The organism is Cellvibrio japonicus Ueda107 (assembly GCF_000019225.1).
GTDB classification, from domain to species: domain Bacteria; phylum Pseudomonadota; class Gammaproteobacteria; order Pseudomonadales; family Cellvibrionaceae; genus Cellvibrio; species Cellvibrio japonicus.
The window spans coordinates 4,253,778-4,280,178 of the sequence record NC_010995.1; the positions used below are offsets into that span (position 1 = coordinate 4,253,778).

Below are 26,401 nucleotides of genomic sequence, written 5' to 3' on the forward strand. Positions count from 1 at the left end.
AAGGAGACATGGCCCCGGCATTGCCGGGGCGAGAACATCAGCAATCAATAACAGTTGTACACATCAAAGCTCTGGCGGCCATCGGCAACCTGGCTCACCGGTACAATAGTATTACCGCCTTCCGCTGCCGCTTCATTGCGCGCCAGGTTGGTCAACTCCTGGGCAACCTTGTTAGGGTCGCGTTTCATAGAACCCACAAAATTGTCTTTAACACGCACGGTTACTGTGCTCAGTTTTTTGCAATCGCGCACGTTCGCCAGATTGGCAACTGCCACAGAGCTCCCCTGTTCGGAGACTTTTACCCAGGAGCAACCGCTACTCAGGCAGGCCAGGGCGATAACAAATACAGCGAAACATTTCATACTCAGCTCCTCGGACAAGGTAATAGGAAAACGGCAGCTACACTAATCGCAACCACCTGGATTTGGCAAGCCGGACTCATCAACCCGCAAATTTATATGCCAATTCGATTGGCCTGATTTGGCCCCCATAGTATCTTTACGACCAAATGTATCTTTACCACCCAATATTTCCTGCAGTGCACTCCACCGGGCAAGGTGCTGTAACCACCACAACTTCAACGCAAGGCTTAATCCGGGAGTCAAGACATGGGTATTTTCCGTATTGCCACTATTGTTGGTCGCCTGCGGTGGCGCTTCTTAATCTACGCCTTCCTGCTCATCCTGGGGGCAATGTTAATCGCCTTAGCGATCGGTAAGACCTACCAGCGGTGGGATAACGATCCGGAGCGAGGTGCGCTTGCTATCAGCCAGGATCGCTTCGGCGAGCCGTATTCCACCCCTATCTACCTGGACCAGGGCTGGAGCCCCACGGATAGCCTTTGGTTTTACAACACCACCCAGGGCTCGGCCCTGCTGCCCTACGATTTTTTTATCGCCCTGGAACAGGCCGGTACCCAAACCCTGTTCCGCGCTAACACCAACATGGACGGGTATCGCTACCTGCCCCAAAAACCCACCTTTTTTAACCGCGATGGTTTGCCCGTCGGCTTCGTCAAAGATACCTACCAGGGCGTGGACTACCTGGGCTTTACCTGCGCTGCCTGCCACACCAGCCAGATTAATTACAACGGCAAAGCAATCCGTATTGATGGCGGCCCCAGCATGGCCGATATGGTGGGATTCCTGAGCGGACTTGAGCAGAGCCTCCAGGCCACCCTTGATAACGACGAAAAATACCAGCGCTTTGTCACCGCCGTGCTCGCGCGCAATAACACCTACAAAACCCCCTCCCAAATCCGCGCCGACCTGGAAACCTGGACCGCCAGCCTTAACCTCTATAACCGCATCAACCATTCGCCGTTTGACTATGGCTATGCGCGCCTGGACGCCTTCGGGCGCATCTATAACCGGGTACTGCAATACATGATCAACCGGCAGCAACTGGAAGCTGTGCTGCTCGGCGCCACCAATGACCAGCGGCAGTATTTGCTCACCCCGGACGAAGTAAGCCGGGTACTGGACGGCATCAGCGAGACCATTATCAGCGACCGGCAATTTGTCCAGGTCATCACCCGCCTGGGCTCAACAGCGGCGGGCTATCCGGGGCTCAGCCGCGCCGACATCACCCGTATCAAGCAGCATATTTTTAATGAGGCCAATGCGCCGGTGAGTTACGGTTACCTGTGGGATGTCCCCCACTCCGACTACGTGCAATGGAATGGCCTGGCAGCCAATGCCGGGGTTGGCCCCCTGGGGCGCAACGCGGGCGAGGTGATGGGTGTATTTGCCATACTCGACTGGAGCGCGCAAAAGCCGGGATTCAGCCTCTCCGCCTGGCTGACGGGGCAACAGAAGAAAACCCGGCACATCGATTTCACCTCCTCGATTGATTCAGTCAACCTGGCGCGCCTGGAGGCGCACCTGAAAAGCCTGACCTCCCCACGTTGGCCAACCCTTGCCACCAGCCACGAGAACCAGCAAAACGCCAAGGCTATTTTCGATGCAGAGCCCGCGTGGAAAATTGACCCGGAGAAAGTCCGGCGCGGCCAATGGCTCTATGCCACACATTGCCAGTCCTGCCACGAGCTGATCGACCGCACCGACTGGGATCGCAAAATTGTCGCGCACCTATCGAACGTGAACCAGGTCGGTACCGATCCCGCCACTGCGCTTAACAGCGTCAACTACACCGGTTACTCGGGAAACTTTAATAACACTTACCTGCGCGGAGGCATTGGCAGCCAGGTCATTCAAAACCGTGCCCCCGCCCTGCAAATCCTCACCGCCGCCACTACCGGGGTTGTCGCCACACCCGACCCGGATAAATGGCTAGTGCATCGCTTCCTCGACTGGCTCTATATGCTGGCCCATTCCTTTTTTAACAACGAGCTCAAACCCAGTATCAAAACCGGTGATTACCAGCCCGATACCACGGCCGATCCCTATGCCTCACTGCGCGCCTATAAGGCGCGACCGCTAAATGGCATCTGGGCCACAGCGCCCTACTTGCACAATGGTTCAGTACCCACACTCTACGATTTACTGCTGCCCAAACAGCGCACGGGGGATCCCGAGGAGGGTGTCTATCGCCGCGATGAGTTCCGTGTGGGCGCGCGCGAGTTTGATCCGCTCCGGGTCGGTTTCCGCAGTGAAGGCTACGATGGTTTTTTGTTACGCACCACGCGCCCCGGTGATTTGAATAGCGGCCACGAATACGGCACTATTCACGATTTACGGGTCAAAGCCGGTGAGCTGGAACCGCTATCGGATGAGGATCGCTGGGCACTGGTGGAATATTTAAAAACCCTGTAGTGAAAACAGCCCCTTTGCTGATGCCTGCAGATAGCCACAAACAGCTACACTGATAACCGATAAACCCTGCAGCCGAGAACGCATAACGCAACACTAAAGGAAGATAACGCCACTCGATGCTGTGCGGCCTGACCGCCAGTCGACAGTGGCGTTGTTCGTTTCAGATCAGGATGAAAACGCCCATGCTGATAATTTATTTAAGAGTGCTATGCCGATTTTGAAGTACCTGCGCCCAGATTACCGTTGTCCCGTCCCAGGGAGCGGGTCAATCCGCCAACTGCCCCAGCTCATCGCGCTCATGGCGCTGGTATTCAGCCCGCTGCTGTCCGCCAATGACAAGCGTGTCACCATTCCGCTGACGCTCCCTATCCAACAGGCCATTAACGCCCCCAGTAGCGCCACAACCAGCAGCGCCCCCACACTGAATAGCACCCAGTTCACCCAGACGCTGGAGCACAACCCCCAAGCTGTAGTGTCCAATCCCCCCCAGGCAACTGCCCAACCAGCCCAGCCCGCCGTACAACCCAAACCGGCGCCCCCTGCAGCAAGCAGGGCCAACCCCCGGGCTGATGACAAGATCCCCCCGGCAGCGGATATCGCCAGCGATGAGGCAATCCGCAACAGCAAGCTGCTGGCCAAGAAAATCCCCCTGATCACCACCGCGTCCATAGCCGCACCGCGCTATCCCCAGGGCCATCCGGAAGCCTTTGTTACCCAGTTCGAGGATTATGTCGCCAGGGAAATTGCCCCCTATGTCCCCGGGGTGGCCATTGTGATCGTGTCCCAGGGACAGATCCGCTCCCTGCAGGCCTATGGGGTAAAACGTGCGGGAACGCGCGAAAAAATGACCCCCGATACTGTTTTTCGCCTGGCATCGGTTTCCAAACCGGTTGCCGCCACAGCGACAGCCATCCTGGTACAGGAAGGCCAGTTGAGCTGGAACGCCAAGGTCACCAGCGTCTTACCCGATGTCAAATTCAAATCCACCCGCTATGGCGAACAGATCAACCTGCGCCATTTACTGTCGCAAAGTGTGGGGCTTCCCAGCCACGCCAATACCAGTGTGATCGAAGCGGGTATGAGCTACGCTGAAGCCGTGCGCCGCCTGCGCCTGGTTAACTTTGTCTGCCAGCCGGGCAAGTGTTACGCCTACCAGAACATCACCTATAGCCTGGCCGGGGATATGGTCAGTAAACAGTACGGCAAACCCTTTGAGGATTTTGTCGAGGATAAGCTGTTCACCCCGCTCAATATGCGCAGCGCCTCCTTTGGCCTGGAATCCTTCCTCGCCTCACCCAATCGCGCCAGCCCCCATATCGCCAGCGGTAAACGCTGGATTCCCACCCATGTCACCCCCAACTACTACCGCATTCCCCCCGCCGCCGGGGCCAATGCCAGTATTGTGGATATGTCGCGTTTCCTTATGGCCCAACTGGGCAAGCGTCCGGATGTGCTCTCACCAGCCACCTTGAAACAATTGCAGGCGCGCGTCACGCACAATTCCCCCGCGCAAAACCACTACGGCACGCGCGACGCTGTGGGCAATACCGCCTACGGCCTGGGATGGCGGGTGTTTGACTATGGTCGCTACAAAAACTTTGCCCACCACGGTGGCTGGGTAAAAGGCTTCCGTTCCGAGGTGGTGTTTAACCGCGACCTGGGCATTGGCATGGTGTTCCTGACCAACTCGGAAACCCGCCTGGCGCGCAATGTGATTTTCAAGTTCATGGACTTGCATGAAATTGCCCAGGAAGAAGCCAAAAAAGCCCGTCGAACCGCCGCTACGCCTTGACACAAGGCAGTGATATAGTCGGCGCCATTCCATAACAACATGACCGACAGGTGCCCCCTTGCGCTCACTGATCAACCGCCTTCACCCGCGCCAGATACTGGTTGCCCTCGACCGCATCGACCAGGAGCCGGATGCCTACCGGCTCAACCGCCCCCAGGCCTTGCGCCGGGTACTGTTAACTCTTGCCTGCGTCAGTGTCTGCCTGTTACTGCTGCACTACGCCAAGTATTCCAGCAACCTGCACGACCTGCTGCGCCTGCTGGCGCAATGGCAAGGCAAGCCATCCAACGACTATTTGCTGCAACTGGAAACTGCCGGCTGGCTTGAGCTAGCGGGTTATCTGTGGTGGACCTTCTGGCACCTGGTCGCCTTTATCCTGATTCCGTTTGCCCTGGTCCATTTCGCGCTGCGTGAACCCATCCGCGATCACGGCTGGCGCTGGAACCAGGTCAGCCAGCACTGGCGCGGCTATTTACTCCTGCTCAGCCCGATTCTGTTGTTTGTGTACCTGGTCAGCCTGGGCGAGGATTTCGTTAATCACTACCCCTTTTATCGCCATGCAGGACGCAGCTGGTTTGACCTGATCACCTGGGAGCTGCTCTACCTGTCCCAATTTATCTTCCTGGAATTCTTCTTCCGCGGTTTTATGCTCAATGCCCTGCGCCCGGCGATCGGGGCTAATGCCATCTGGGTGATGTGCGTGCCCTACATGATGATCCACCTGCCCAAGCTCTGGCTGGAAGCAACGGGAGCCATCCTGTTCGGATTGTTCCTGGGCATACTGGCCATGCAGTCCCGCTCCATCTGGGGCGGGGTACTGGTACATGCGGGCGTGGCGGTGAGCATGGATCTGGCCGCCCTGGCGCGCAAGGGACAGATTCCTACCCAGTGGTGGCCCTTCTGACCCGCCAACGCCCTGGCCAAACGGAAAATTTCCACCATACCGCCATCGGGGACTCATCTGGCGGTGGCTATATGTATATCTGCCCAGTACAATTTCACGCCCAGGCCCTTCCGGCCATCGCCCAGAGATTTGATACCGGTAGCTTTTATGGATGTGTCCCACCTGCTCGATAACCTTAATGACGCCCAGCGCGAAGCAGTTAGCGCCCCGGCCGGCAACCAGTTGATCCTGGCCGGTGCCGGCAGCGGTAAAACCCGGGTGCTGGTACATCGTATTGCCTGGCTGATCCAGGTGGAGCAGGTATCGCCCTATTCGATTATGGCGGTCACCTTTACCAATAAAGCCGCGCGCGAAATGCGCGCGCGGCTCGACGAGCTGTTTGGCCAGTCCCTCACCGACAGCGGCAGCCAGCACATCAACAGCCGCGCCATGTGGGTAGGCACCTTCCACGGCCTGGCGCACCGCCTGCTCAAGGCCCACTGGCAGGACGCCGGCCTGCCGCAAAATTTCCAGATCCTCGACAGCGACGACCAGCTGCGCATGATCAAACGCGTGTACCAGCAGCTCAACCTGGACGACAGCAAATGGCCACATCGCCAGGCCATCTGGTACATCAATGGCCAAAAAGACGAAGGCTTACGCCCACAGCATATCGAAGAAACCGCCGATCCCTTTGTGCGCACCATGCTCAGTATCTATCGCGCCTACGAGGAAGACTGCGCGCGCGCCGGGGTGGTGGACTTTGCCGAATTATTGCTGCGCGCCCACGAACTCTGGCTCAACAAGCCCCATATCCTCGAACACTATCGCCAGCGCTTCCCGTTTATTCTGGTGGACGAATTCCAGGACACCAACAGTGTGCAATACGCCTGGTTGCGTGTTCTTGCCGGCAAGGAAAGTGTTGTCACCGCTGTGGGTGACGACGACCAGTCCATCTATGGCTGGCGCGGTGCCAAGATCGAAAATATCCGCCAGTTCAGCGAGGATTTCCCCAACACCCAGTTGATTCGCCTGGAGCAAAATTATCGCTCCACCGGCAATATCCTCCATGCCGCCAATGCCGTCATTGCGCACAATTACGGGCGCCTGGGCAAGGATTTATGGACGCAAGGTGCCAAAGGCGAGCCTATTTCCCTCTATGCCGCCTTCAACGAGCAGGATGAAGCGCGCTTTATCGTGGAGCGCATCCAAAGCTGGGTGAAACAGGGCAAGGCTAAAAATACCTGTGCGATTCTCTATCGCTCCAACGCCCAGTCGCGGGTGCTGGAAGAGGCCCTGCTGCGCGAAGCTATCCCCTATCGCATCTATGGCGGTCAGCGCTTCTATGATCGCCTCGAAATCAAAAACGCCATCGCCTATATGCGCCTGATCAGCAACCGCCACGACGACGCGGCGTTTGAGCGGGTAATCAATACACCCACCCGCGGCATCGGCGGCAAAACGGTTGATGATATCCGCCTGTTTGCGCGCGAGCAGGGCTGTTCACTCTGGCAGGCCTGCGAACAAATTATCGCGCAAAAGGCACTGTCAGCCCGCGCCGCCAATGCCGTACAAACCTTCCTTGCCCTGGTCCAGCAACTGGCCCGCGCCGCCAACGACATCAATATCCATGGCGATACACCGTCACTTGATGAGATCGCACGCCTGGTCATTGAAGATACCGGGCTACTGGACTTCCACCAAAGTGAAAAGGGTGAGAAAGGCCAGGCGCGCGGCGAAAACCTGCAGGAATTAATCAACGCCTGCCGCGCCTTTGATGCGGAAGATGCCGAAGAGGGTGTCACGCCGCTGCAACAGTTCCTCGATACCGCCGCACTTGACGCAGGTGAAACCCAGGCCGATGAATTTGAAGATGCGGTGCAACTGATGACCCTCCACTCCGCCAAGGGGCTGGAATTTCCGCTGGTCTTCCTGGCCGGTGTCGAAGAGGGATTATTCCCCCATAAAATGTCCGCCGACGACCCCGACCGCCTCGAAGAAGAGCGCCGCCTGGCCTATGTGGGTATCACCCGCGCGATGGAAAAACTCATCATTACCTATGCCGAAACCCGGCGCATGTACGGCAGTGAAACCTTTAACAGCGTTTCGCGCTTTGTGAAGGAAATCCCCGCCGACTGCATCGAGGAAGTCCGCCTCAAAACCGCCGTTACCCGCCCGGTCAGTTTCCAGCGCACAGCAGCGCGTGAAGCCCTGGTAGATACCGGCAGTGACACCGGCTTTAAACTTGGCCAGCGCGTCAGCCATCCCATCTTTGGCGAAGGCGTTATCCTGCAATTTGAAGGCTCAGGCCCCAATGCGGTGATCCAGGTAAAATTTGAAAAGATCGGCAGCAAGCGTCTGGTGATGCAATACGCGAAGTTGCAGGCGATTTGATAGGTATAAACCAAGAGGTGTAGCCAAAAAAGCTACAGTTGTAGCTAAATAAGCTATAGGCAGAAGTATTTTGGTTGATTACAAAAACCATAAAAATTTAACTTTTCTGTAAATGCGACTATGAATAAGCAAACAATAAACTGGTATCCCCTCGTTATCATCCTGCTGGCAGCAGCACTGATTGCCACCTTCGCCGCATTGGTCCTGAGTAAAGCGCGAGCGGGATCCATATCCCCGCGGGGAGAAAATGCCGATATACCTGTGCAGCAGCAATTTCACTGGAAAATGGTTACCTCCTGGCCCAAAAACACGCCCGGCCTGGGCACCAGTGCGGAAAAAATTGCGCAGGTTATTAATGAGATGAGCAACGGTCGCCTGCAAATCCATGTGTATGGCGCCAATGAACTGGTGCCGGCACTGGGGGTGTTTGATGCAGTCTCCTCCGGCAGCGTGGAAATGGGCCATGCCGGCGCCTATTTCTGGCGCGGTAAAGTACCCGCCGCACAATTTTTTACGTCAATTCCCTTTGGCATGAATGCACAGGAGCAGAATGCCTGGCTGTTCCACGGCGGCGGCCTGGAGTTGTGGCGAGAGGTTTATGCCCCCTTTAACCTGATCCCTTTTCCCGGCGGTAATACCGGTGTGCAAATGGCAGGTTGGTTTAATCGTGAAATCAATTCAGTGGCAGACTTGCGCGGCCTGAAAATGCGCATTCCCGGTTTGGCCGGTGAAGTGTTTAACGCCGCGGGCGGCACCTCAGTCAATATTCCCGGTGGAGAGCTCTACACCGCACTGCAAACGGGCGTCATTGATGCAGCGGAGTGGGTAGGACCGGAAAATGACCTCGCGTTCGGTTTTCACCAGATCGCCAAATACTATTACTACCCCGGCTGGCACGAACCAGCGCCCACCCTGGAATTGATTGTCAATAAAACCGCGTTTGAAAAATTGCCCAAGGATTTGCAAGCGATTGTCACCTGGGGTGCGCGTGCCGTTAACCAGGACATGCTCGACAGTTACACCACCAATAACAGCCGCGCCTTAAAAAGCCTGGAGGAAAAAGGGGTGCAGGTGCGCCGCCTGCCCGACGAAGTCCTGAAGCGCTACTACGAAATTGCGCAGCAAGTTTATGCAGCCCAGGCAGCGAAAGATCCACTTTTCAAAAAAGTCTATGACTCTTATAAAGCGTTTATGAAAGATGCTTCGCCTTATCAGAAAATTTCTGAGCAGACCTATTATGAGGTACGGGAAAAACTTTCTGCCGAATAACTCCATTAAACCCGGCGCCAATCGACGCGATCAAACGCCGCCAGTGTGACCTGGTCCGGTTCAACCTGGTTATACAGGCGGCTGACCAGTTCACTGTTTTCAACTGTCAATGGCTGGGCCAGTGAAAATAATTTCTTGAAGTGTTCAGCACTACAGGTGTTGTGTCCTGTATAGCAGTAGATATACAGCTTTGGATCTTGCAGTGGAGCGATAACGCCCTGCGCTTTTAGCTTGCCGAGAAAATAGGTATCTTCACGTTTATTAATTGAAGGGTAAACCAAATCATTGTCCACAATGAATTGCTTACTGCACATCATACTTGGCTCCCAGAGCCATTGGCTGGAAAGATAGGCTTGCGTGCAGGTGTTATCCAACATCACCATATTTAGTAGAACATTTGCCCATTTTCCCGCCTGCACAATGCTTTCATATTGCGCCCGCAGGCGATCCGGGTGAAACCAGTCATCATCGTCCCAGGTACAAATATACTCACCGCTGGCCTCAGCAATAGAGATATTGCGCAGGTCACCCAGTGAGAGCGTATCCTCATAAGGCACTTCAACCGCTTTTACTTCATGATCAGATACCCATCGTAAAAAATGCCGGGTTGAAATATCCGTTGAAAGATAAACAACAACCATCTCCTTATGCGGATAGCCTTGTGCTTTAAAAAGTGCAATGGATTTTTGCAGTAAAGCAACGCGATTATTGGTAATACACAGGCAGGATATTTTGGGTAAATGGGGTTGCATGGAAAGCACGAACAATCCTTATGATGTTGTCTGGTCACCGCGAGCAGTGATTTCCACCAGGGTGGCAATCCCCTTCTGGCGCAATTTTTCCATCAGTTGTGCCAGCCTCTCCACCTCTGCGGCATCCAGTTGCTCACCGTGGATAAAACTCAGGCGCTGTTTGGCTACCAATTCGCGGACATACTCGGGGCGCACACGCAGACGCTCTGCGGTTTGGGTGATGGAAAGCAGCTGGCGCAACATGGTAAACCTGCACAATCGGGTGGGTAGTATCACTATGCCACAGATTGTGCCCCAGGGCGCAGACTTTGCCCTGATAGGAGCCATCAGGCTGAAGCAGGGACAAAGCTGTGCCATAATTTTGCTTTCCCTTTCTCACTTGCCCCGAAATAAGGCGTTGTTCATGGCTAATCTTGGCACTCTTTATACCGTTTCGGCGCCCTCAGGCGCCGGCAAAACCAGCCTGGTCAGTGCGCTGGTTAAATCCAATCCCGAGGTTTGCGTTTCTGTGTCCCACACCACCCGCGCCATGCGCCCGGGCGAGCTCAATGGTGTTAATTATCACTTTGTGGATCACGCCACTTTCGAGGCCATGCTGGAGCAGGGCGAGTTTCTGGAATCGGCCCGGGTATTCAGTAACCTCTACGGCACCTCGCAGAAATGGGTGATGGATACCCTGGCTCAGGGGTTGGATGTCATCCTCGAAATTGACTGGCAGGGTGCCCAGCAGGTGCGCAAGCTGATTCCCGGCACGATCAGTTTGTTTATTCTGCCGCCATCACTCGCCTGCCTGCGCCAGCGCCTGACCGGTCGCGGCCAGGATGCAGACAACGTGATTGAAGCGCGCATGGCTGAGGCTATCAGCGAAATGTCCCACTATGTTGAGGCAGACTACCTGATCATCAATGATGATTTCACCACCGCCCTGGCACAATTCCAGGCTCTGATTACCGCCCAACATATTCGCCGCGAGGCACAGGTTCAGCGCCATACCCAATTGCTGCAGGATTTATTGGGCAACTAACCCGGGCTATTGGGGCTATAGCCCCTATTGTTGGATTTATAACCAGCCAGGTGTTGGCAGCCCTCGGGCTTCTGACGCATAATGGCTCCCCTTTTTTCAGAACCACCCTTTGGTAGCGATTTTTATGGCACGTATTACTGTTGAAGACTGTTTGGCCCACGTAGACAACCGTTTCGAACTGGTGATGGTTGGCAGCAAGCGCGCGCGCCAGTTGGCCATTGGCGGCAAGGACCCCTTTGTTCCGGTAGAAAACGATAAACCCACCGTAATCGCCCTGCGCGAAATCGAAGAAGGTTTTATCGATGCCAGTATTCTCTTGGAAAAAGACGTTCTGCCCCAACCTAAGCAAGAACCGGTTTACGATACCGAACTGTAATACGCGTGTGATTGATCACCAGCCGCTCATGCGGCTGGTATTGATGGAGTAGGGCGTGCAAACCATTGAGGCTTTAAGCCACCGGCTATCGTCTTATCTCGAGCCTCCCCAAATCAGTTTGGTGAAGCGCGCCTACTTTTACGCCGAACAAGCCCACGATGGCCAAAAGCGCCGCAGTGGCGAAGCCTATATCACCCATCCCCTCGCCGTAGCCGATATCCTCGCCGATATGCACATGGACCATCAAAGCCTGATGGCGGCCATGCTGCACGATGTGATTGAAGATACCGGGATCAGCAAAAAAGCCATCTCCGGCCAGTTTGGCGATGCGGTGGCCGACCTGGTGGACGGGGTATCCAAGCTCACCCAGATTGAATTCGAATCCCACGCCGAAAAACAGGCGGAAAACTTCCAGAAAATGGCCATGGCCATGGCCAACGACCTGCGCGTAATCATGGTGAAGCTGGCCGACCGCCTGCACAACATGCGCACCCTGGGCGCCATGCCTGCCGATAAAAAGCGTCGTATCGCGAAAGAAACCCTGGAAATCTACGCCCCGATTGCCCACCGCCTGGGTATGAATGATGTGCGCCTGGAATTGGAAGACCGCAGCTTCTACTGCATGTACCCGCTGCGTGCCACACGCCTGCAGGCCGCGCTGAAAACCGCGCGCGGCAACCGCAAGGAGCTGGTGGAGCAGATACAGACCTCGCTGGACAAGCGCCTGGCGAAAGAAAACATCAGCGCTGAAGTCATCGGACGCGAGAAACACCTGTTCAGCATCTATGAAAAGATGCGTACCAAGAAGAAATTCTTCAAGGAGATCATGGATGTCTACGCTTTCCGCATCATTGTGGACAGTGTGGATACCTGCTATCGGGTCCTGGGGGTCGTGCACAATCTCTACAAACCCGTGGCCGGTGAATTCAAGGATTACATCGCCATCCCCAAGGCCAACGGCTACCAGTCACTGCACACGGTATTGGTCGGCATGCACGGGGTCCCGATTGAAGTGCAGATCCGCACCCGCGAAATGGATGAAATGGCCAACAGCGGTATTGCGGCCCATTTCCTCTACAAATCCAACAGCGATGACACCATCAATACCAGCCATAACCGCGCCCGCCAGTGGGTGCAGGGCCTGCTGGAAATGCAGCGCCGCGCGGGTAACTCGCTCGAATTTATCGAAAACGTGAAAATCGACCTCTTCCCCGACGAGGTCTATGTGTTTACGCCCAAGGGCAAGATTGTCGAACTGCCCTCGGGCGCTACCCCGGTGGATTTTGCCTACGCGGTACATACCGATATTGGCAACACCTGTGTTGCCTGTCGTATCAATGATCGCATGGCTCCCCTGTCACAGCCGCTGCAATCAGGGCAAAAGGTCGCCATCATCACCGCCCAGGGTGCGCAACCCAACCCCAACTGGCTCAATTTCGCAGTGTCGGCCAAGGCTCGCTCAGGTATTCGCCACTTCCTCAAACACCAGCGCCATCACCAGTCAGTGACCCTTGGCAAGCGCATGCTGACCCGCGCCCTGGCGGAAATCCATATCGATATAGAACACCTGAACGAAGAGCAGAAACAACGCATTCTGCTCGGCGCCCAGGTGGATAACCTGGATAAGCTGTACGAGGAAATCGGCCTGGGCAACAAGGTGGTTTACTCGGTCGTAAAACTGCTGGAGCCGGAGGCGGAGATCAAACCCAAGGCGGTGGCGACATCGGCCATTACCATCGATTCCGCCGAAGGCATGATGATCAGCTTTGCACGCTGTTGCCGCCCCATTCCCGGCGACCCGATTATCGGCCATATCAGCTCAGGCAAAGGCCTGGTAATCCACCAGGATACCTGCCGCAATATGGCCGAAATCCGCAACTATCCCGATAAGATCAGCCAGGTAAACTGGGCCGCTACGGTCAGTGGCGAGTTCCTGGTGGATGTGCGGGTGGAGGTCGAAAGTGAGCGCGGTATTATCGCCACCCTCGCAACGCGCATTACCGAGCAGGGTGCCAGCATTGAGCACATTAACGTGCAGGAGCGCGACGCCCACAACAGTGTTATCCACCTGTGTATCGGTGTGCACAACCGTATCCACCTCGCCAATATCATGCGCCGCATCCGCACCCTGAGCTTTGTGATTCGGGTGCACAGGGCGAAGAACTAGTTGGTGCCCCACAGGATTCCGACAGAAATTTCGAGACACGCCGTAAACCCATCCCTGGGGGCTCGACGGCGGATTCCCGCCGCCGACGGTCTCGAAATTTCTGTCGGAACCCTGCTGATACACAGTGCCATGATCTCCAGATACTTTCTTCCACCGCCTTATATACCTATACTCGCCCGCTTTCGTTATTAGCCAAAAGGGTTAGCCATGACCAACAAAGCCATTATCCACAGCGACAACGCACCTGCTGCCATAGGTACCTACTCCCAGGCAGTTAAGGTCAACAACACGGTTTACCTCTCTGGCCAAATCCCGCTGGACCCCAAAACCATGCAATTGGTCGAAGGCGACTTTGCTGCCCAGGCCCACCAGGTTTTCAAAAACCTGCGCGCGGTCTGCGAAGCTGCCGATGGCGGCCTGAAAGACATCGTTAAACTCAACATCTACCTCACCGACCTGGCCAACTTCCCCACTGTGAATGAGGTCATGGGCCAATACTTCCAACAGCCCTATCCCGCCCGCGCCGCGCTTGGTATCAGCCAATTGCCGCGCAATTCACTGATTGAGGCGGATGGTGTGATGGTGATTTAATCGCGCAAAACCTTCGCCCATTAAAAAGCCGACCCGGTTTCTCGGGTCGGCTTTTTTAGTCTTATCAACCTACCGAATTACTTCTTCAGTGTCGCCTTGGGATTGGGCAGGTCGGTAATGGTACCTACACCCAGTTCAGCCGCTAGGCCAACGGATTCGTGCAGGGTCGGGTGAGCGTGGATGGTCAGTGCGATATCTTCCACGCTGGAACCGAACTCCAGCGCCAGGGTAATCTCACCTAACAACTCCCCGGCGTGAATCCCTACCAGACCGGCACCCAGCAGGCGATCCGATACCGGATCGTAGATCAGCTTGGTCTTGCCTTCGCTGCGATCCGACGCAATGGCGCGACCGCTGGCGCTCCAGGGGAATACCGCGACCTTATAATCGCGCCCTTCCTGCTTGAGTTCCTTTTCTGTTTTGCCGACCCAGGCGATTTCCGGGCTGGTGTAAGCGATAGAGGGAATGGCGATCGGGTGGAACGCATGGGGATGGCCAGCGGCGCCCTCAGCAGCGGCATGGCCCTCGTGGGTCGCCTTATGGGCCAGCATGGGCTGGCCGACGATATCGCCAATCGCCCAGATGTGGGGCTGGTTGGTTTGCAGGTATTCGTCGACGGGAATAAAACCGCGCTCGTCCACTGTCACACCGGCTTTGTCAGCATCGATCAGTTTACCGTTGGGGCTGCGCCCCACAGCGACCAGCACCGCATCAAACTGGCGTGGCTCAGCAGGCGCCTGGGCACCGCTAAAGCTGACTTCTATCGCCTCCGGCTTGGCAGCCACAGCCTCCACCTTGGTGGACAGCAAGACTTCAAAACGGTCTTTGTTGTGTTTGGTGTACACCGCAATCAGGTCTTTATCCGCTGCGGGTACCAGTTGGTCGGCAAACTCCACGACCGTGACCTTACTGCCCAGGGCTTCATACACAGTGGCCATTTCCAGGCCGATAATACCGCCGCCAATCACCAGCAAACGCTGGGGCACCTGGCGCAACTCCAGGGCGCTGGTGGAATCCCAAATACGGGGATCTTCGGGGATAAAGGAGAGTTTTACGCTGCGTGAACCGGCGGCAATAATGGCTTTTTCAAATTCAATTGTGGTTTTCTCTCCCTGGTTGTCCACTTCCAGCTGGTGAGTGCCCACAAACCTGCCGTAGCCTTCCACAATACGTACCTTGCGCCCCTTGGCCATGGCTCCCACGCCGGATACCAGCTTGCCAACCACCGATTCCTTATAGGCGCGCACCTTATCCAGGTCATAGCTGACCTTGCCAAAGCTCAGGCCCAGGCTGTCGGCATGCTCGGCTTCGTTGATAACCTCGGCCACGTGCAGCAGTGCCTTGGAGGGAATACAGCCCACGTTGAGGCACACACCGCCAAGGGTTGGGTGACGCTCTACCAGGGTGACATCCAGGCCCAGGTCGGCGGCGCGGAATGCAGCGGAATAACCACCGGGACCACTGCCCAGGACAACGAGTTGGGTTTTGATATGAGCCATTTAGATACTCCTTAGTATGGGATAAAGGTCCGCATCATAAGCGATTCGAAGCAGACAATAGCTGGCCAGGTTGATTGATTTAATAAAATCATATCAGTGTGATTAATATCTCTTTTTCATGATTTGGTGGGAAAAAGCGATAGCGATCTGATCGGAAGAGAAAGTAGTATTCATAATGTTGAAAATAATGACCAGGGAATTACGGTTGCCCCTTGTACCTTAATCCTCCTGTCTTATCTTCCTCATTTCCAAACCATGCCCTCAAGATTTATGCAACAAGCACAAACAACAAAGGGGCCTACATTCAATAATTAAATGGATATTTTCACAATGAAAAAATATATGCCTGGTTTATTGGCAGTTTGCGGAATGGTTTTAATCAGCTCTGCTGCAAGCGCGATAGAGGAGGTTATTGTAACCGGTACACCTATGCCCACCCCCACTTATGATATTCCTGGTTTTTCTTCGTCCACCAGTGGCTCTTATGGATCCAGTTTTGGTTTTAGTGGCGGCTATAAAGATGCGGCCATAGCGGCAGCTAAAAAGCAATGTGAAACAGTGTTTGCCACAGCACAAAAGAAAGCATGTGATGATAAAAAAGAAATGATTTATAGGGCACAAACAGAAACCTGTAATAGCTTGGGAACAAATGGTACGGTCGGAATGGTGGTAGGTAGTACCAGTGTGGTGGTAGGTGGGGCAGTTGCCTTCGCAGGTGGCCCAATTGGGTGGGCAGTAGCGTTAAGCCTCGGAGGAACAGCGATTGCTGGTGGAGGGGCAGTTGTACAGCAACAAGGAAATTATAGTTGTCGCGACCAGGCTAATTTTGATTACCAATACAATACACAGGCCTGTATTAATTATGCGAACAAACTAAAATCAGAATTCTGTTCAAAAATTTACTAAGAATCCCGTTTTATGAAAAAAATACATTGGTTTTTACTAATTGTAATTGTAGGTATCTGCTATATCGCATATAGCTCTTTATGGCAACCCGAAATTGATGTACCGACTCAAGTAACTGCTGTTACTCAATCACCTGTCGAAACAACAATAACATCTTCATTATCCAGCGAATCAAATGGATCAATTCAAGCAGATACGCCAAATGGCCGTAGGCTAACAACTACTGAAATGGCTGTTAAAAGTGACTGGATGCGCCGCCAAGGCTTGTCCGCTATCGACCAAGAAACATACAAGGACTATTCTGATGCGCAACTGATGGAACTGAGCGAAAAAGGTGATTTTAATGCCATGCATGTTCTTGGAATAAGAAAATTAACTTCTGAAGGCGTACAAGCTGCAATCCCTTTTGCAAAGAAAGAAATTATATACGGCAGTTTGAGAGGGATAAGCACCATGGCTAATTATTTGGGACCGGATATGTCCAGTGACTTGCCAATTGACGAGTTGAAAAAACAACTGCTGGAGTCTACGGCTTACTACAAGTTTTATAGTATGCGCGGCGACCAATATAGTGCGAAATTATTTAGTGAAACACAAATCAAAAGTTTCGAGACAGCCTATAAAATCGATCAGGTTTTTAACGAGGACGATGAAGCCTGGATCAATAATCGGGCAACAGAACTTTATGACTATTACCAAGCGGAGCGCTATAAGTTGGGGCTGGGTGACTTCGACAACGAGGTACCGCAAGAAGTTAGGACTTTTTTTGGTGAGTAAGTTATCTGTTTAACAGGAAAGGGCTGCATAGCAGCCCTTGCAGACTTCTGATAAACCCCACCTGACAGCCTGTTAAGTGGGGTTTGTTTTTTGGATACCGATGATTTTGAAAGCCGTTTGTAAAAATAAAATGCCAATACAACACCCAGGCCTGCATTAATTATGCGAACAAACTAAAATCAGAATTCTGTTCAAAAATTTACTAAGAATCTCGTTTTATGAAAAAAATACATTGGTTTCTATTAATTGTAATTTTAGGCCTTTTTTATATGGCATATAGCTTCTTATGGCAGCCAGAGATTAGTGTACCCGATCAAGTTTCGACAATTATCAAGCCATCATCTGATATGACAGTAATCTCATCATCACCTGTTGAATATAACTCATCAATTGAAGCAAGTTCTCTATCTGGTCGTAAATTAACCGCTGCTGAGATGGCTGTTAAAAGTGACTGGATGCGACGTACCGGGCGCTCATCTGAGGATCGGGAAACATACAAAAGCTATTCAGACGAACAACTGCAGGATTTGATTGAGCATGGTGATACTAATGCTATGTATGAGATGGGGGATCGAAAGTTGGTTTCAGAGGGAACGCAGGCAGCAATTCCTTTCGCAGAAAAAGAAATTGTCTATGGAAGTTTGAAAGGTATAAGCACTATGGCAATTTACTTGGGACCGGATATGTCCAGCGACTTGCCAATTGACGAGCTGAAAAAACAACTGCTGGAGTCTACTGCTTACTACAAGTTTTACAGTATGCGCGGCGACCCATATAGCGCGAAATTATTTAGTGAAACACAAATCAAAAGTTTCGAGACAGCCTATAAAATCGATCAGGTTTTTAACGAGGACGATGAAGCCTGGATCAATAATCGGGCGACAGAACTTTATGACTATTACCAGGCGGAGCGCTATAAGTTGGGGCTGGGTGACTTCGACAACGAGGTACCGCAAGAAGTTAGGACTTTTTTTGGTGAGTAAGTTATCTGTTTAACAGGAAAGGTCTGCCTCGCAGCCTTTTTTAATTTTTTATCCCCCAGTCAGAAGAAGCTGAAACCCACCTGGAACAGTTTTTCCAGGTCGCGGATATGCTTTTTCTGCAGCAAAAATACAATGACATGGTCACCCGACTGCACCACCACATCATCATGGGCAATGATCACCTCCGGACCATCGGGGCCGTGGCGTACCAGCGCGCCTATATTGGCACCTTCGGGCAGGTCTATATCCTCCAGCGCCTTGCCGACAACCCTGGAAGACTTGGCATCGCCGTGGGCAACAATCTCGATGGCCTCGGCGGCGCCGCGGCGCAGTGAGTGCACATTCACAATATCGCCGCGCCTGACGTGGGTGAGCAGGCTGCCAATGGTCGTTGTCTGCGGGGAAATCGCAATATCGATATCGCCACCTTGTACCACATCGACATAGGCCGGGTTATTGATCAGTGTCATTACCTTGCGCGCGCCCAGGCGCTTGGCGAGCATGGAAGACATGATATTGGCTTCATCATCATTGGTGAGCGCCAGGAATACATCGGTATCTTCAATATGCTCTTCCAGCAGCAGGTTTTTATCCGACGCGCTGCCCTGGATCACAATCGCCCGCTCCAATTGCTCCGATAAACGGATACAGCGCGGCTTGTTGTATTCAATCACCCGCACGTTGTAGCGGCCTTCCAGCATCCTGGCCAAGCGCAAACCGATATTGCCGCCACCGGCGATGGTGATGCGTTTGTAGGCCAGTTCCAGGCGGCGCAGCTCACTCATCACCGCCCGGATATCGGCTTTAGCGGCGATAAAGAAAACCTCATCATCGGCTTCGATCACCGTCGCACCAGTGGGCACAATGGCGCGGTTGCGCCGATAAATTGCAGCCACCCGCGTATCCACCGAAGGCATGTGTTCGCGCAGAAAGCGCAACTCCTGTCCCACCAGGGGGCCGCCGTGATATGCCTTGACCGCCACCAATTGCACCTGGCCCTCGGCAAAGTCGAGTACCTGGAGGGCACCCGGCTGCTCGATCAACCGGTAAATGTATTCCGATACCAGCGTCTCCGGGCTGATCAGCACATCAACCGGAATCGCCCCCGACTCAAATAATTTTTGCTGGGTAAGGTAAGCGGTGGCGCGCACGCGCGCGATCTTGGTGGGCGTATGGAACAGGTGCTCCGCAACGGCGCAGGCGACCATATTGATTTCATCGTCGCTGGTCACCGCGACCAGCATGTCGGCATCTTCCATCCCCGCCTGGATGAGGACATCCGGATGCGAGGCCTCCCCCGTTACCACACTGATATCCAGCCGGTCACGCAGCTCGCGCAGGCGCTCCTCGTCGGTATCCACCACCGTAATATCGTTGGACTCGCTCGCCAGATGTTCCGCGAGGTTGCCGCCCACCTGGCCAGCACCAAGGATGATGATTTTCATAGGTTACCTGTACAAAGGTTCCGGGGTTCAAGCAGGCAAAGCCTAGAGGCTTTTGCGCAGCCTTGCATAATAAAAACCATCGTGCCCCTCAGGCTGGGGCAGTAATTGGCGGCCACAAGGCTGCAGTAAACCCCAGGGGACATCAAGCGTGTCACAGCGGGCCTCCGGCTGGCGCTGGATAAACGCCTCTACCACCCGGGTGTTTTCACGGGGCATGACCGAACAGGTGGCATACAGCAGGATGCCACCCGGTTTGAGCAGGGGCCAGAGACTGTCGAGCAACTGGCCCTGCAGCTGTGCCAGGCGCGCGATTTCCTCAGGCGTGCGCAATACCTTGATGTCGGGATGGCGACGGATAATGCCGGTCGCAGAGCAGGGCGCATCCAGCAGGATACGATCATAGGGCTCACCATCCCACCAGGCCTCCGGCCGGGTGCCATCGCCGCAGCGAATATCCGCCGTCACCCCCAGGCGCCCCAGGTTATCGCGCACGCGTTGCAGGCGCCGCTCTTCAACATCCATGGCCGTCACTTTCATACGGGGTTCTATTTCCAGCAGGTGACCGGTTTTACCGCCAGGTGCGCAGCAGGCATCCAGCACACGCAGGCCGGGGGCCAATTGCAGTAAATCGCCACTGAGCTGGGCGGCCTCGTCCTGCACGCTGATCAGCCCTTGCGCGAAACCGGGCAGGCTCCGTGGATCGCAGGCCTGTACCAGGGTAATACCATAGGGACTAAAGGGCGTCGCGCCAGCGGCAATATCCAGCGCCCGAAGCTGTGCCAGGTAATCGTCACGGCTCATATGCCGGGTATTGAGGCGCAGGGTAAAAGGGGGATGCTCGTTGTTGGCGGCCAACAGGCTATCGGTCTGTTGGGGCCAGCTTTTACGCAGCATGCCTTCCAGCCAGTCGGGATGGTTGCTGCTAAAAGCCCGATCAGACGCCAGCTTTTCGCCCAGGGTTTGCTGATCGCGCTGGAACTGGCGCAATACACCGTTCACCAGCTTGGTCGCCCAGGCTTTTTTAATATCACGCGTCACTTCCACCGTTTCACCGATAGCGGCATGATCGGGGATACGCGTGTGGATGAGCTGGTACAACCCCAGTAACAGCAAGGCTTGTACATCACTGTCTTTGGCGCGCAGGGGTTTATCGAGCAATAGCGACGTGTACGCCTGCAATTGGGGATAGTAGCGGCATACCCCAAAGCAGAGCTGCTGCAATAAGGGGCGATCCTGTTCGGCAATCTTTACCGACATCGCCGGCAGCAGGCTGGACAGCGACCCCTGCTGGCGCAGTATCTGCGCCAGCACCTGGGTTGCAGCGGCGCGTACAGGGATCATGCAGGCTGCTCCAATGGGTCGCCTGTCCTGAACAGATCCGGATGCCCGCACAGTATGTCGCTCACCGCCATGGCTTTTTTCCCGGGCAGTTGCAGTTGCTGCAACACCAATTGCCCCTGGGCACAGGCGACCCACAGGCCCTGGTCATCCAGCCGGGTGATAGTGCCGGGAACAGCGCCAGTGTTTCCCGCCACCGCCGTGGCCGCCCAGACGCGAATACGCTGGTCATCGCCGGCGCCCGCTGGCTTGGTGTGGGCAACAGGGAAAGGATTAAAGGCGCGCACTTTACGCTCCAGCTCCACTGCCGCTAAGCGCCAGTCCAGTGCAGCCTCCTCTTTACTCAATTTGGGCGCATAGTTGCTCAGGCCGTCATCCTGTCGCTCCGGTTGAGCGCTACCGGCCTGCAGTTGATCAAGCGCCTCCAACAGTGCCGGCATCCCGAGGGTGATAAGCCTGTCGTGCAGGCTGCCGCCGGTATCGTCCGGCAAGATCGGACAGCGTGCCTTGACCAGCATATCGCCGGTATCCAGGCCCACATCCATTTGCATAATGGTTACCCCTGTCTCACTATCGCCCGCCTCAAGCGCGCGCTGGATAGGCGCTGCACCGCGCCAGCGCGGCAAGAGTGAGGCGTGGACATTAATGCAGCCCAGGCGTGGAGCATCGAGGACGGCCTTGGGCAGGATCAGGCCATAGGCCACCACCACCATTACATCGGCATTTAACCCGCGCAATTCGTCGATCGATTCCGGGGCCTTGAAATTGAGCGGCTGATAGACGGGCAGCCCATGGGCCAGGGCGACCGCCTTGACCGGGCTGGCGGTCAGTTTTTTACCGCGCCCGGCCGGGCGGTCAGGCTGGGAATAAACACCGATCACCTGGTGGCGGCTGGCCAGCAGGGCGTGGAGGTGCGCGGCAGCAAAGTCGGGGGTTCCGGCAAAAACAATACGTAAACCTTGGCTCATGGGCAGTACAGGTATCCGGTTAATAACAGGTCGGGAAATAAAAAAGGCGCTCATCGCGCCTTGGGGAGGGGAGCCTAACGCACCCCCGCCTTGTGTTTTTTCTCCAGTTTGGAGCGAATGCGGGAGCGCTTGAAGGGTGAAATATGATCGACAAACAATTTGCCATTCAGGTGATCCAGCTCATGCTGGATACACACGGCAAGTAATCCCTGGGGCTGGAGTTCAAAGGCATTACCTGCGCGATCCAGCGCTTTCACCCGGATATGGCCGGGGCGCTCCACAGTTTCATAAAACCCCGGCACCGATAGACAACCCTCATCGTACTGGCTCAGCTCTTCGTCCAGCACCTCGATTTCCGGGTTAATAAACACCAGCGGCTGGGATTTGTCTTCGCTTACGTCTATAACTACCACACGCTTGTGCACATTCACCTGGGTAGCCGCCAGGCCGATGCCGGGAGCGTCGTACATAGTCTCAAACATGTCGTCAACCAGCTGGCGGATACTATCGTCCACTTGTGTGACGGGTTTGGCGACAGTACGCAGGCGCGGGTCAGGAAATTCAAGGATAGGTAACAAGGCCATAGTGTTTGTGACAAACTTCTAGTAAAAAGGTAATTACCGCTGCTAACATGATGATCGCACAGGATTTATGCGGTGCATCCGTCTCAGCATGGGCTCAATGAAAACCATTATACGTCTATCTGCCGCAGGACCGAATAAAACAGGATCGGTTTCTATGAAAAAAATATTTCTGGCGCTTGCCGCCGCTTCCCTGCTCAGCGTCTTCGCCTGGGCCCAGGATTCCGTGCTAAAAAGCGGCCACCCCGATGAATACACCGTTCAAAAAGGCGATACCCTCTGGGACATTTCCGGGCGATTCCTCAATACTCCCTGGATGTGGCCCGAAATCTGGCATGTGAACCCGCAGATTGAAAACCCCCACCTGATTTACCCCGGCGATGTCATCAAGCTGATTTACCTGGATGGCCAGCCACGCCTGACCCTGGAGCGCACCCTCAAGCTGGCCCCCGGCACTACCAAGCTCAGTCCGAGCGTGCGTGTGCAGAGCGCCGAAGAAGCCATTACGGCGATTCCACTGGATAAGATCGACAGCTTCCTGTCGCGCAGCCGTATCCTGGAAAGCAATGAGCTGGATATCAGCCCCTATATGCTGGCCGGCCCGGATCGCCGCCTGATTGTCGGCGAGGGCGATGCCGCCTATGCGCGCGGTAACTTTGCCGAGGGGCTGACCAATTACGGGATTTTCCGCAAGGGAAAGATCTACAAAGACCCGGTTACCGGTGAAATACTGGGGATTTATGCCCAGGGCATAGGCACCGTCAATATTGACAAGATCCAGGGTGAGGTTGCCACAGTCCACGTGGTGCGCTCCTATGAGGAAATCCGCCAGGGCGATCGCCTGCTGCCGAGCGAGGACCGCAGTGTCGACTCCATCTTCTTCCCCAGTGCGCCGGATACGGATATTGAGGGTGCCATCATTGATGTGGAAGGCGGCGTCACCCAGGTTGGCAAATACAATGTGGTTATGGTTAACCGCGGCGAACGCGAAGGCTTGCAAATCGGCAATGTCCTGGCCATCTACAAAAAGGGCGAAGTGGTACGCGACCGGGTTCAGGGTGGCAGTATCGCCCTGCCCGATGAGCGCGCCGGCCTGCTGATGGTCTTCCGCACCTTCGACAAAATGAGCCTTGGCCTGGTGCTGGAAGCCGATCGCCCACTGGCTGTGACTGACAAGGTTAAGAATCCCTAGTATTCTGAAAAGGTCTCCTGAAAGCCGCCATCGGGCGGCTTTCTTGTTTTTGCTGATACATTTCCAACCGCCAACAAGGATGATTTATGGCCACTTCACTCAATGCTTCCCTGTTAATCCTGCGCCTCCCCGAAACAGGCACTGTCACTTACTGGAAACTGGTAGACCACTTCGGCAGTCCGGAAGCCGCCCTCAACCAACCCGCTCCATACCTGGAAGCCTTTCTGCGCCCCCAGGCATTGCAGGCACTGGAAGAATACCGACGCCATCCTGCCAACAGCGCCCTGGCACAGAAAGTTGCCGGCGACCTGGAACAATTGGATGCCAATCCGGATATACATTGCCTGCCCCTGGAGCACGAGCTGTACCCCGAGTTACTGCGTCAAATCCCCAATCCGCCGCCACTGCTTTTTGTCCGCGGCGATCCTGGCTGCCTGGGCTTGCCACAATTGGCGATTGTCGGTAGCCGCAACCCCACCCGTAGTGGTACTGATAATGCACGGCACTTTGCCGCCTACCTCGCCGAACGTGGATTCACCATTACCAGTGGCCTGGCCTTGGGGATAGATGCGGCAGCACATCGCGGCGCGCTGGAGGCCTCCGGCAAAACCGTTGCCGTGATGGGCACAGGGATAGATCGCATTTACCCGGGACGGCATCGCACGCTGGCACAGCAGATTATTGCGCAGGGCGGGGCACTGGTGAGCGAATTTCCGCTGGGGACCAGTTCCCACGCCGGCAACTTTCCGCAGCGCAATCGCCTGATCAGCGGACTCAGCCTGGGCAGCCTGATTGTCGAAGCTGCTGTCCAGAGCGGCTCGCTGATTACCGCCAGCTTTGCCCTGCAACAAAATCGCGAAGTCTTTGCCATCCCCGGCTCCATTCACAACCCCCTGGCACGGGGCTGTCACCAATTGATTCGCCAGGGCGCCAAGCTGGTAGAAACCGGGGACGATATTGTGGAAGAACTGGATGGCTTGCTGGGCTTCCATCGGCAGCAACTACAGCGGAGTGCCGTCAAGCAGGTGCAACCACTGCCGACCGCCTCCACCAACATGCCCCTGGCAGAATTGGACCCCGCTGCCACACAATTGCTCGAAGCCATGGGTTACGACCCGGTCAACATAGACACCCTGGTAGAGCGAACCTCGCTGGATGCCGGCATCATCGCCGCCCAGCTCGTATCCCTGGAACTCAGCGGTGCTATCTGCACTATTGCCGGGGGCTACCTGCGCGTCCCCAATGCCTGAAGCTGGGGACGGGCTGCCGGCGCCGTTTGTTGCAGGAGCGATGACAGGCGCACATCGGCGCCCAGTACATAGAGCAATTCACCGCGCTCATCAAACACCGGGGCAGACAGCGTAAAGCAAAATGCATCTGTCGCTACAGAGCGATAAACCGCCGTCATATACACCTGACGCTGTTCTATCGCGCGGCGAAACCACTCGCGCGACGACCAGTTTCGCCCCCTGGCACTGCCCTCATAGGCCAGGTGGATATCGCGCGCACTGATGTTCTCGCTGACCTGGACACCATCGCGGCCCACCAGGTACAGCAGCTCAAAGCGCGGATCGCGATCCAGCAGCTGGCCCATGGCAGTTTCCGCGCGATAGGTCGATGCGCGCAATTCTGCTGACGTGGCCAGGGATTGCACAGACTCGCGCACATCCTGGTGAGCCGCCAGTTGGAACCCACCCAGTCCCTCAAGCAATTTGTCACCTTCACGCCGCACCAACTGGCTTTGCTGGCTGACTTCTGTGGCCTTGTCTTTCAATTGGGCAGCCACCTGGGCCACAGTTTGTACATCCTGGTTGATTCCCTTGACCGCCATACCAATTTGCTCTGTGCCGCTGGCCATGGCGGTAATGCGCTGGTCAAGCTGATCCATCGCCACACGGGCACTGGCCAAGCCCTCATTAACGCGGCTCATCCCCTTGCGTCCTTCATCGACCGAGGCGTGCATGACCTGGCCAGCGTCATCCAGGCGCTGCATATTGCTGCGAAATGCATCGATAATCCGGCTAACCTGATCAGTGGCATCCGTCGTGTGGCCCGCCAGGCGCCGCACCTCCTCGGCAACCACGGCAAATCCCCGGCCATGCTCACCGGCCCTGGCTGCCTCAATGGCTGCATTCAAGGCCAGCAAATTGGTCTGGCGCGAAATATTGGCGATCAGGTCAATAACCTGGGTGACCTCTTCCAGTTGGGTTTTAAGCAGCTGGATCTCCTGCCCAACCTGCTCTTCACTGCTGTGGATAGCATTCACCTGGGTCAGCACCAGGTCGCTATCGCCCTCGCAATGGCGCAGGCTATCGGCAACCTCACCCGCCAACTGCGCCACCTGGGCAGCCCCCGGCACCAACTCGGCTGCCAGGGTCGTAGTGACCTCTTCGCTGGCGCTGGCGATCATATCGGCGGACTGGGCGAGACGCTGTCCGTATTCTTCCGTTTCCGCCGCGATAGCCGATAGCCGTGGGGCATGGCCTGCAATGCTCACCGCCGCTTCAAGGCTGGTGCCTATACGCTGGTGTAACTGGTCAATAAAATCTTCCAACCCCGGTAAACGGGTCAGATCCGTAGGCAGGCGAACGGTCAGGTCCAGGTGTTCAAATACCCGGGCGAGCTGTTCGGGGGAGGGTTGGCGCTGGAAACGTCGCATGAGGAGTTGCATGGATAAGTTCTCAAAGTGG

23 protein-coding genes are annotated in these 26,401 nt (G+C 55.3%); 14 read left to right on the forward strand and 9 right to left on the reverse strand.

Annotated features, from left to right (window positions below):
- Window positions 1-44: 44 nt before the first annotated feature.
- The gene (locus CJA_RS17160) at window positions 45-362 is read right to left on the reverse strand and encodes a DUF4156 domain-containing protein (RefSeq protein WP_012489136.1); all 318 of its coding nucleotides are present in this window, start codon (window positions 360-362) and stop codon (window positions 45-47) included.
- Between the two features lie 246 nt (window positions 363-608).
- Here CJA_RS17160 and CJA_RS17165 point away from each other — a divergent pair, with 246 nt between their 5' ends.
- The 5 genes from CJA_RS17165 (at window position 609) to CJA_RS17185 (ending at window position 9,112) form a co-directional block, all read left to right on the forward strand.
- Window positions 609-2,774 (forward strand): di-heme-cytochrome C peroxidase, encoded by a 2,166-nt coding sequence (locus CJA_RS17165; protein ID WP_012489138.1) that lies wholly within the window; start codon window positions 609-611, stop codon window positions 2,772-2,774.
- Window positions 2,775-3,072: 298 nt separating this feature from the next.
- Window positions 3,073-4,566 carry a serine hydrolase domain-containing protein gene (locus CJA_RS17170; RefSeq protein WP_238526790.1) on the forward strand — a complete coding sequence of 498 codons (1,494 nt, stop codon included), beginning with the start codon at window positions 3,073-3,075 and terminating at the stop codon, window positions 4,564-4,566.
- A 67-nt stretch (window positions 4,567-4,633) separates the two neighbouring features.
- Window positions 4,634-5,470 carry a CPBP family intramembrane glutamic endopeptidase gene (locus CJA_RS17175; RefSeq protein WP_041552653.1) on the forward strand — a complete coding sequence of 279 codons (837 nt, stop codon included), beginning with the start codon at window positions 4,634-4,636 and terminating at the stop codon, window positions 5,468-5,470.
- A 147-nt stretch (window positions 5,471-5,617) separates the two neighbouring features.
- Window positions 5,618-7,843: a DNA helicase II gene (uvrD, locus tag CJA_RS17180; protein ID WP_041551736.1), complete on the forward strand. Its 2,226-nt coding sequence runs from the start codon at window positions 5,618-5,620 to the stop codon at window positions 7,841-7,843.
- A 120-nt stretch (window positions 7,844-7,963) separates the two neighbouring features.
- Entirely contained in the window at window positions 7,964-9,112 is a 1,149-nt protein-coding gene (locus tag CJA_RS17185) for a TRAP transporter substrate-binding protein (protein WP_012489142.1), read from the forward strand.
- Between the two features lie 5 nt (window positions 9,113-9,117).
- Here CJA_RS17185 and CJA_RS17190 read toward each other — a convergent pair whose 3' ends face one another.
- On the reverse strand, window positions 9,118-9,864 hold the full coding sequence (locus tag CJA_RS17190; protein WP_041551738.1) for a glycosyltransferase family 2 protein: 747 nt from the start codon (window positions 9,862-9,864) through the stop codon (window positions 9,118-9,120).
- Window positions 9,865-9,882: 18 nt separating this feature from the next.
- Window positions 9,883-10,107, reverse strand: a complete 225-nt coding sequence (locus CJA_RS17195) for a hypothetical protein (protein ID WP_041551740.1) — start codon at window positions 10,105-10,107, stop codon at window positions 9,883-9,885.
- A gap of 160 nt (window positions 10,108-10,267) precedes the next feature.
- Here CJA_RS17195 and gmk point away from each other — a divergent pair, with 160 nt between their 5' ends.
- The 4 genes from gmk to CJA_RS17215 all read left to right on the forward strand — a co-directional run bounded on the left by gmk (window position 10,268) and on the right by CJA_RS17215 (window position 14,022).
- A complete protein-coding gene (gene gmk, locus CJA_RS17200; protein ID WP_041552655.1) occupies window positions 10,268-10,888 on the forward strand; it encodes a guanylate kinase in 621 nt (206 codons plus the stop codon).
- Window positions 10,889-11,012: 124 nt separating this feature from the next.
- Window positions 11,013-11,264, forward strand: a complete 252-nt coding sequence (gene rpoZ / locus CJA_RS17205) for a DNA-directed RNA polymerase subunit omega (protein ID WP_041551742.1) — start codon at window positions 11,013-11,015, stop codon at window positions 11,262-11,264.
- Window positions 11,265-11,319: 55 nt separating this feature from the next.
- The gene (locus CJA_RS17210; RefSeq protein WP_012489146.1) at window positions 11,320-13,431 is read left to right on the forward strand and encodes a RelA/SpoT family protein; all 2,112 of its coding nucleotides are present in this window, start codon (window positions 11,320-11,322) and stop codon (window positions 13,429-13,431) included.
- A gap of 207 nt (window positions 13,432-13,638) precedes the next feature.
- Complete coding sequence (locus CJA_RS17215; protein WP_012489147.1) at window positions 13,639-14,022, forward strand: RidA family protein; 384 nt, start codon at window positions 13,639-13,641, stop codon at window positions 14,020-14,022.
- A gap of 77 nt (window positions 14,023-14,099) precedes the next feature.
- On the opposite strand, the gene lpdA is transcribed toward CJA_RS17215, so the two are convergent.
- A complete protein-coding gene (lpdA, locus tag CJA_RS17220; RefSeq protein ID WP_012489148.1) occupies window positions 14,100-15,521 on the reverse strand; it encodes a dihydrolipoyl dehydrogenase in 1,422 nt (473 codons plus the stop codon).
- Between the two features lie 330 nt (window positions 15,522-15,851).
- Here lpdA and CJA_RS17225 point away from each other — a divergent pair, with 330 nt between their 5' ends.
- The 3 genes from CJA_RS17225 to CJA_RS17235 all read left to right on the forward strand — a co-directional run bounded on the left by CJA_RS17225 (window position 15,852) and on the right by CJA_RS17235 (window position 18,187).
- Window positions 15,852-16,427 (forward strand): hypothetical protein, encoded by a 576-nt coding sequence (locus CJA_RS17225; RefSeq protein WP_041551745.1) that lies wholly within the window; start codon window positions 15,852-15,854, stop codon window positions 16,425-16,427.
- A gap of 12 nt (window positions 16,428-16,439) precedes the next feature.
- On the forward strand, window positions 16,440-17,204 hold the full coding sequence (locus CJA_RS17230; protein WP_012489151.1) for a hypothetical protein: 765 nt from the start codon (window positions 16,440-16,442) through the stop codon (window positions 17,202-17,204).
- 218 nt (window positions 17,205-17,422) lie between these two features.
- Entirely contained in the window at window positions 17,423-18,187 is a 765-nt protein-coding gene (locus tag CJA_RS17235) for a hypothetical protein (protein WP_012489153.1), read from the forward strand.
- A 59-nt stretch (window positions 18,188-18,246) separates the two neighbouring features.
- On the opposite strand, the gene trkA is transcribed toward CJA_RS17235, so the two are convergent.
- The 4 genes from trkA to def all read right to left on the reverse strand — a co-directional run bounded on the left by trkA (window position 18,247) and on the right by def (window position 22,522).
- Window positions 18,247-19,632 (reverse strand): Trk system potassium transporter TrkA, encoded by a 1,386-nt coding sequence (trkA, locus tag CJA_RS17240; RefSeq protein ID WP_012489154.1) that lies wholly within the window; start codon window positions 19,630-19,632, stop codon window positions 18,247-18,249.
- A 42-nt stretch (window positions 19,633-19,674) separates the two neighbouring features.
- A complete protein-coding gene (rsmB, locus tag CJA_RS17245) occupies window positions 19,675-20,973 on the reverse strand; it encodes a 16S rRNA (cytosine(967)-C(5))-methyltransferase RsmB (RefSeq protein ID WP_012489155.1) in 1,299 nt (432 codons plus the stop codon).
- The gene (gene fmt, locus CJA_RS17250) at window positions 20,970-21,938 is read right to left on the reverse strand and encodes a methionyl-tRNA formyltransferase (RefSeq protein ID WP_041552656.1); all 969 of its coding nucleotides are present in this window, start codon (window positions 21,936-21,938) and stop codon (window positions 20,970-20,972) included. Before fmt ends, rsmB begins: the two co-directional genes overlap by 4 nt.
- Before the next feature lie 74 nt (window positions 21,939-22,012).
- Window positions 22,013-22,522, reverse strand: coding sequence for a peptide deformylase (gene def, locus CJA_RS17255; protein ID WP_012489157.1), 510 nt, complete (start codon window positions 22,520-22,522; stop codon window positions 22,013-22,015).
- Between the two features lie 154 nt (window positions 22,523-22,676).
- On the opposite strand from def, the gene CJA_RS17260 reads away from it, so the two are divergent.
- Together CJA_RS17260 and dprA are read left to right on the forward strand one after the other, a co-directional pair.
- On the forward strand, window positions 22,677-23,711 hold the full coding sequence (locus CJA_RS17260) for a LysM peptidoglycan-binding domain-containing protein (protein ID WP_041551751.1): 1,035 nt from the start codon (window positions 22,677-22,679) through the stop codon (window positions 23,709-23,711).
- 86 nt (window positions 23,712-23,797) lie between these two features.
- Window positions 23,798-24,961: a DNA-processing protein DprA gene (gene dprA, locus CJA_RS17265; protein ID WP_012489159.1), complete on the forward strand. Its 1,164-nt coding sequence runs from the start codon at window positions 23,798-23,800 to the stop codon at window positions 24,959-24,961.
- On the opposite strand, the gene CJA_RS17270 is transcribed toward dprA, so the two are convergent.
- Window positions 24,937-26,382 carry a methyl-accepting chemotaxis protein gene (locus CJA_RS17270; protein ID WP_049765542.1) on the reverse strand — a complete coding sequence of 482 codons (1,446 nt, stop codon included), beginning with the start codon at window positions 26,380-26,382 and terminating at the stop codon, window positions 24,937-24,939. The two genes, dprA and CJA_RS17270, sit on opposite strands and share 25 nt — an antisense overlap.
- Between the last annotated feature and the right edge of the window lie 19 nt (window positions 26,383-26,401).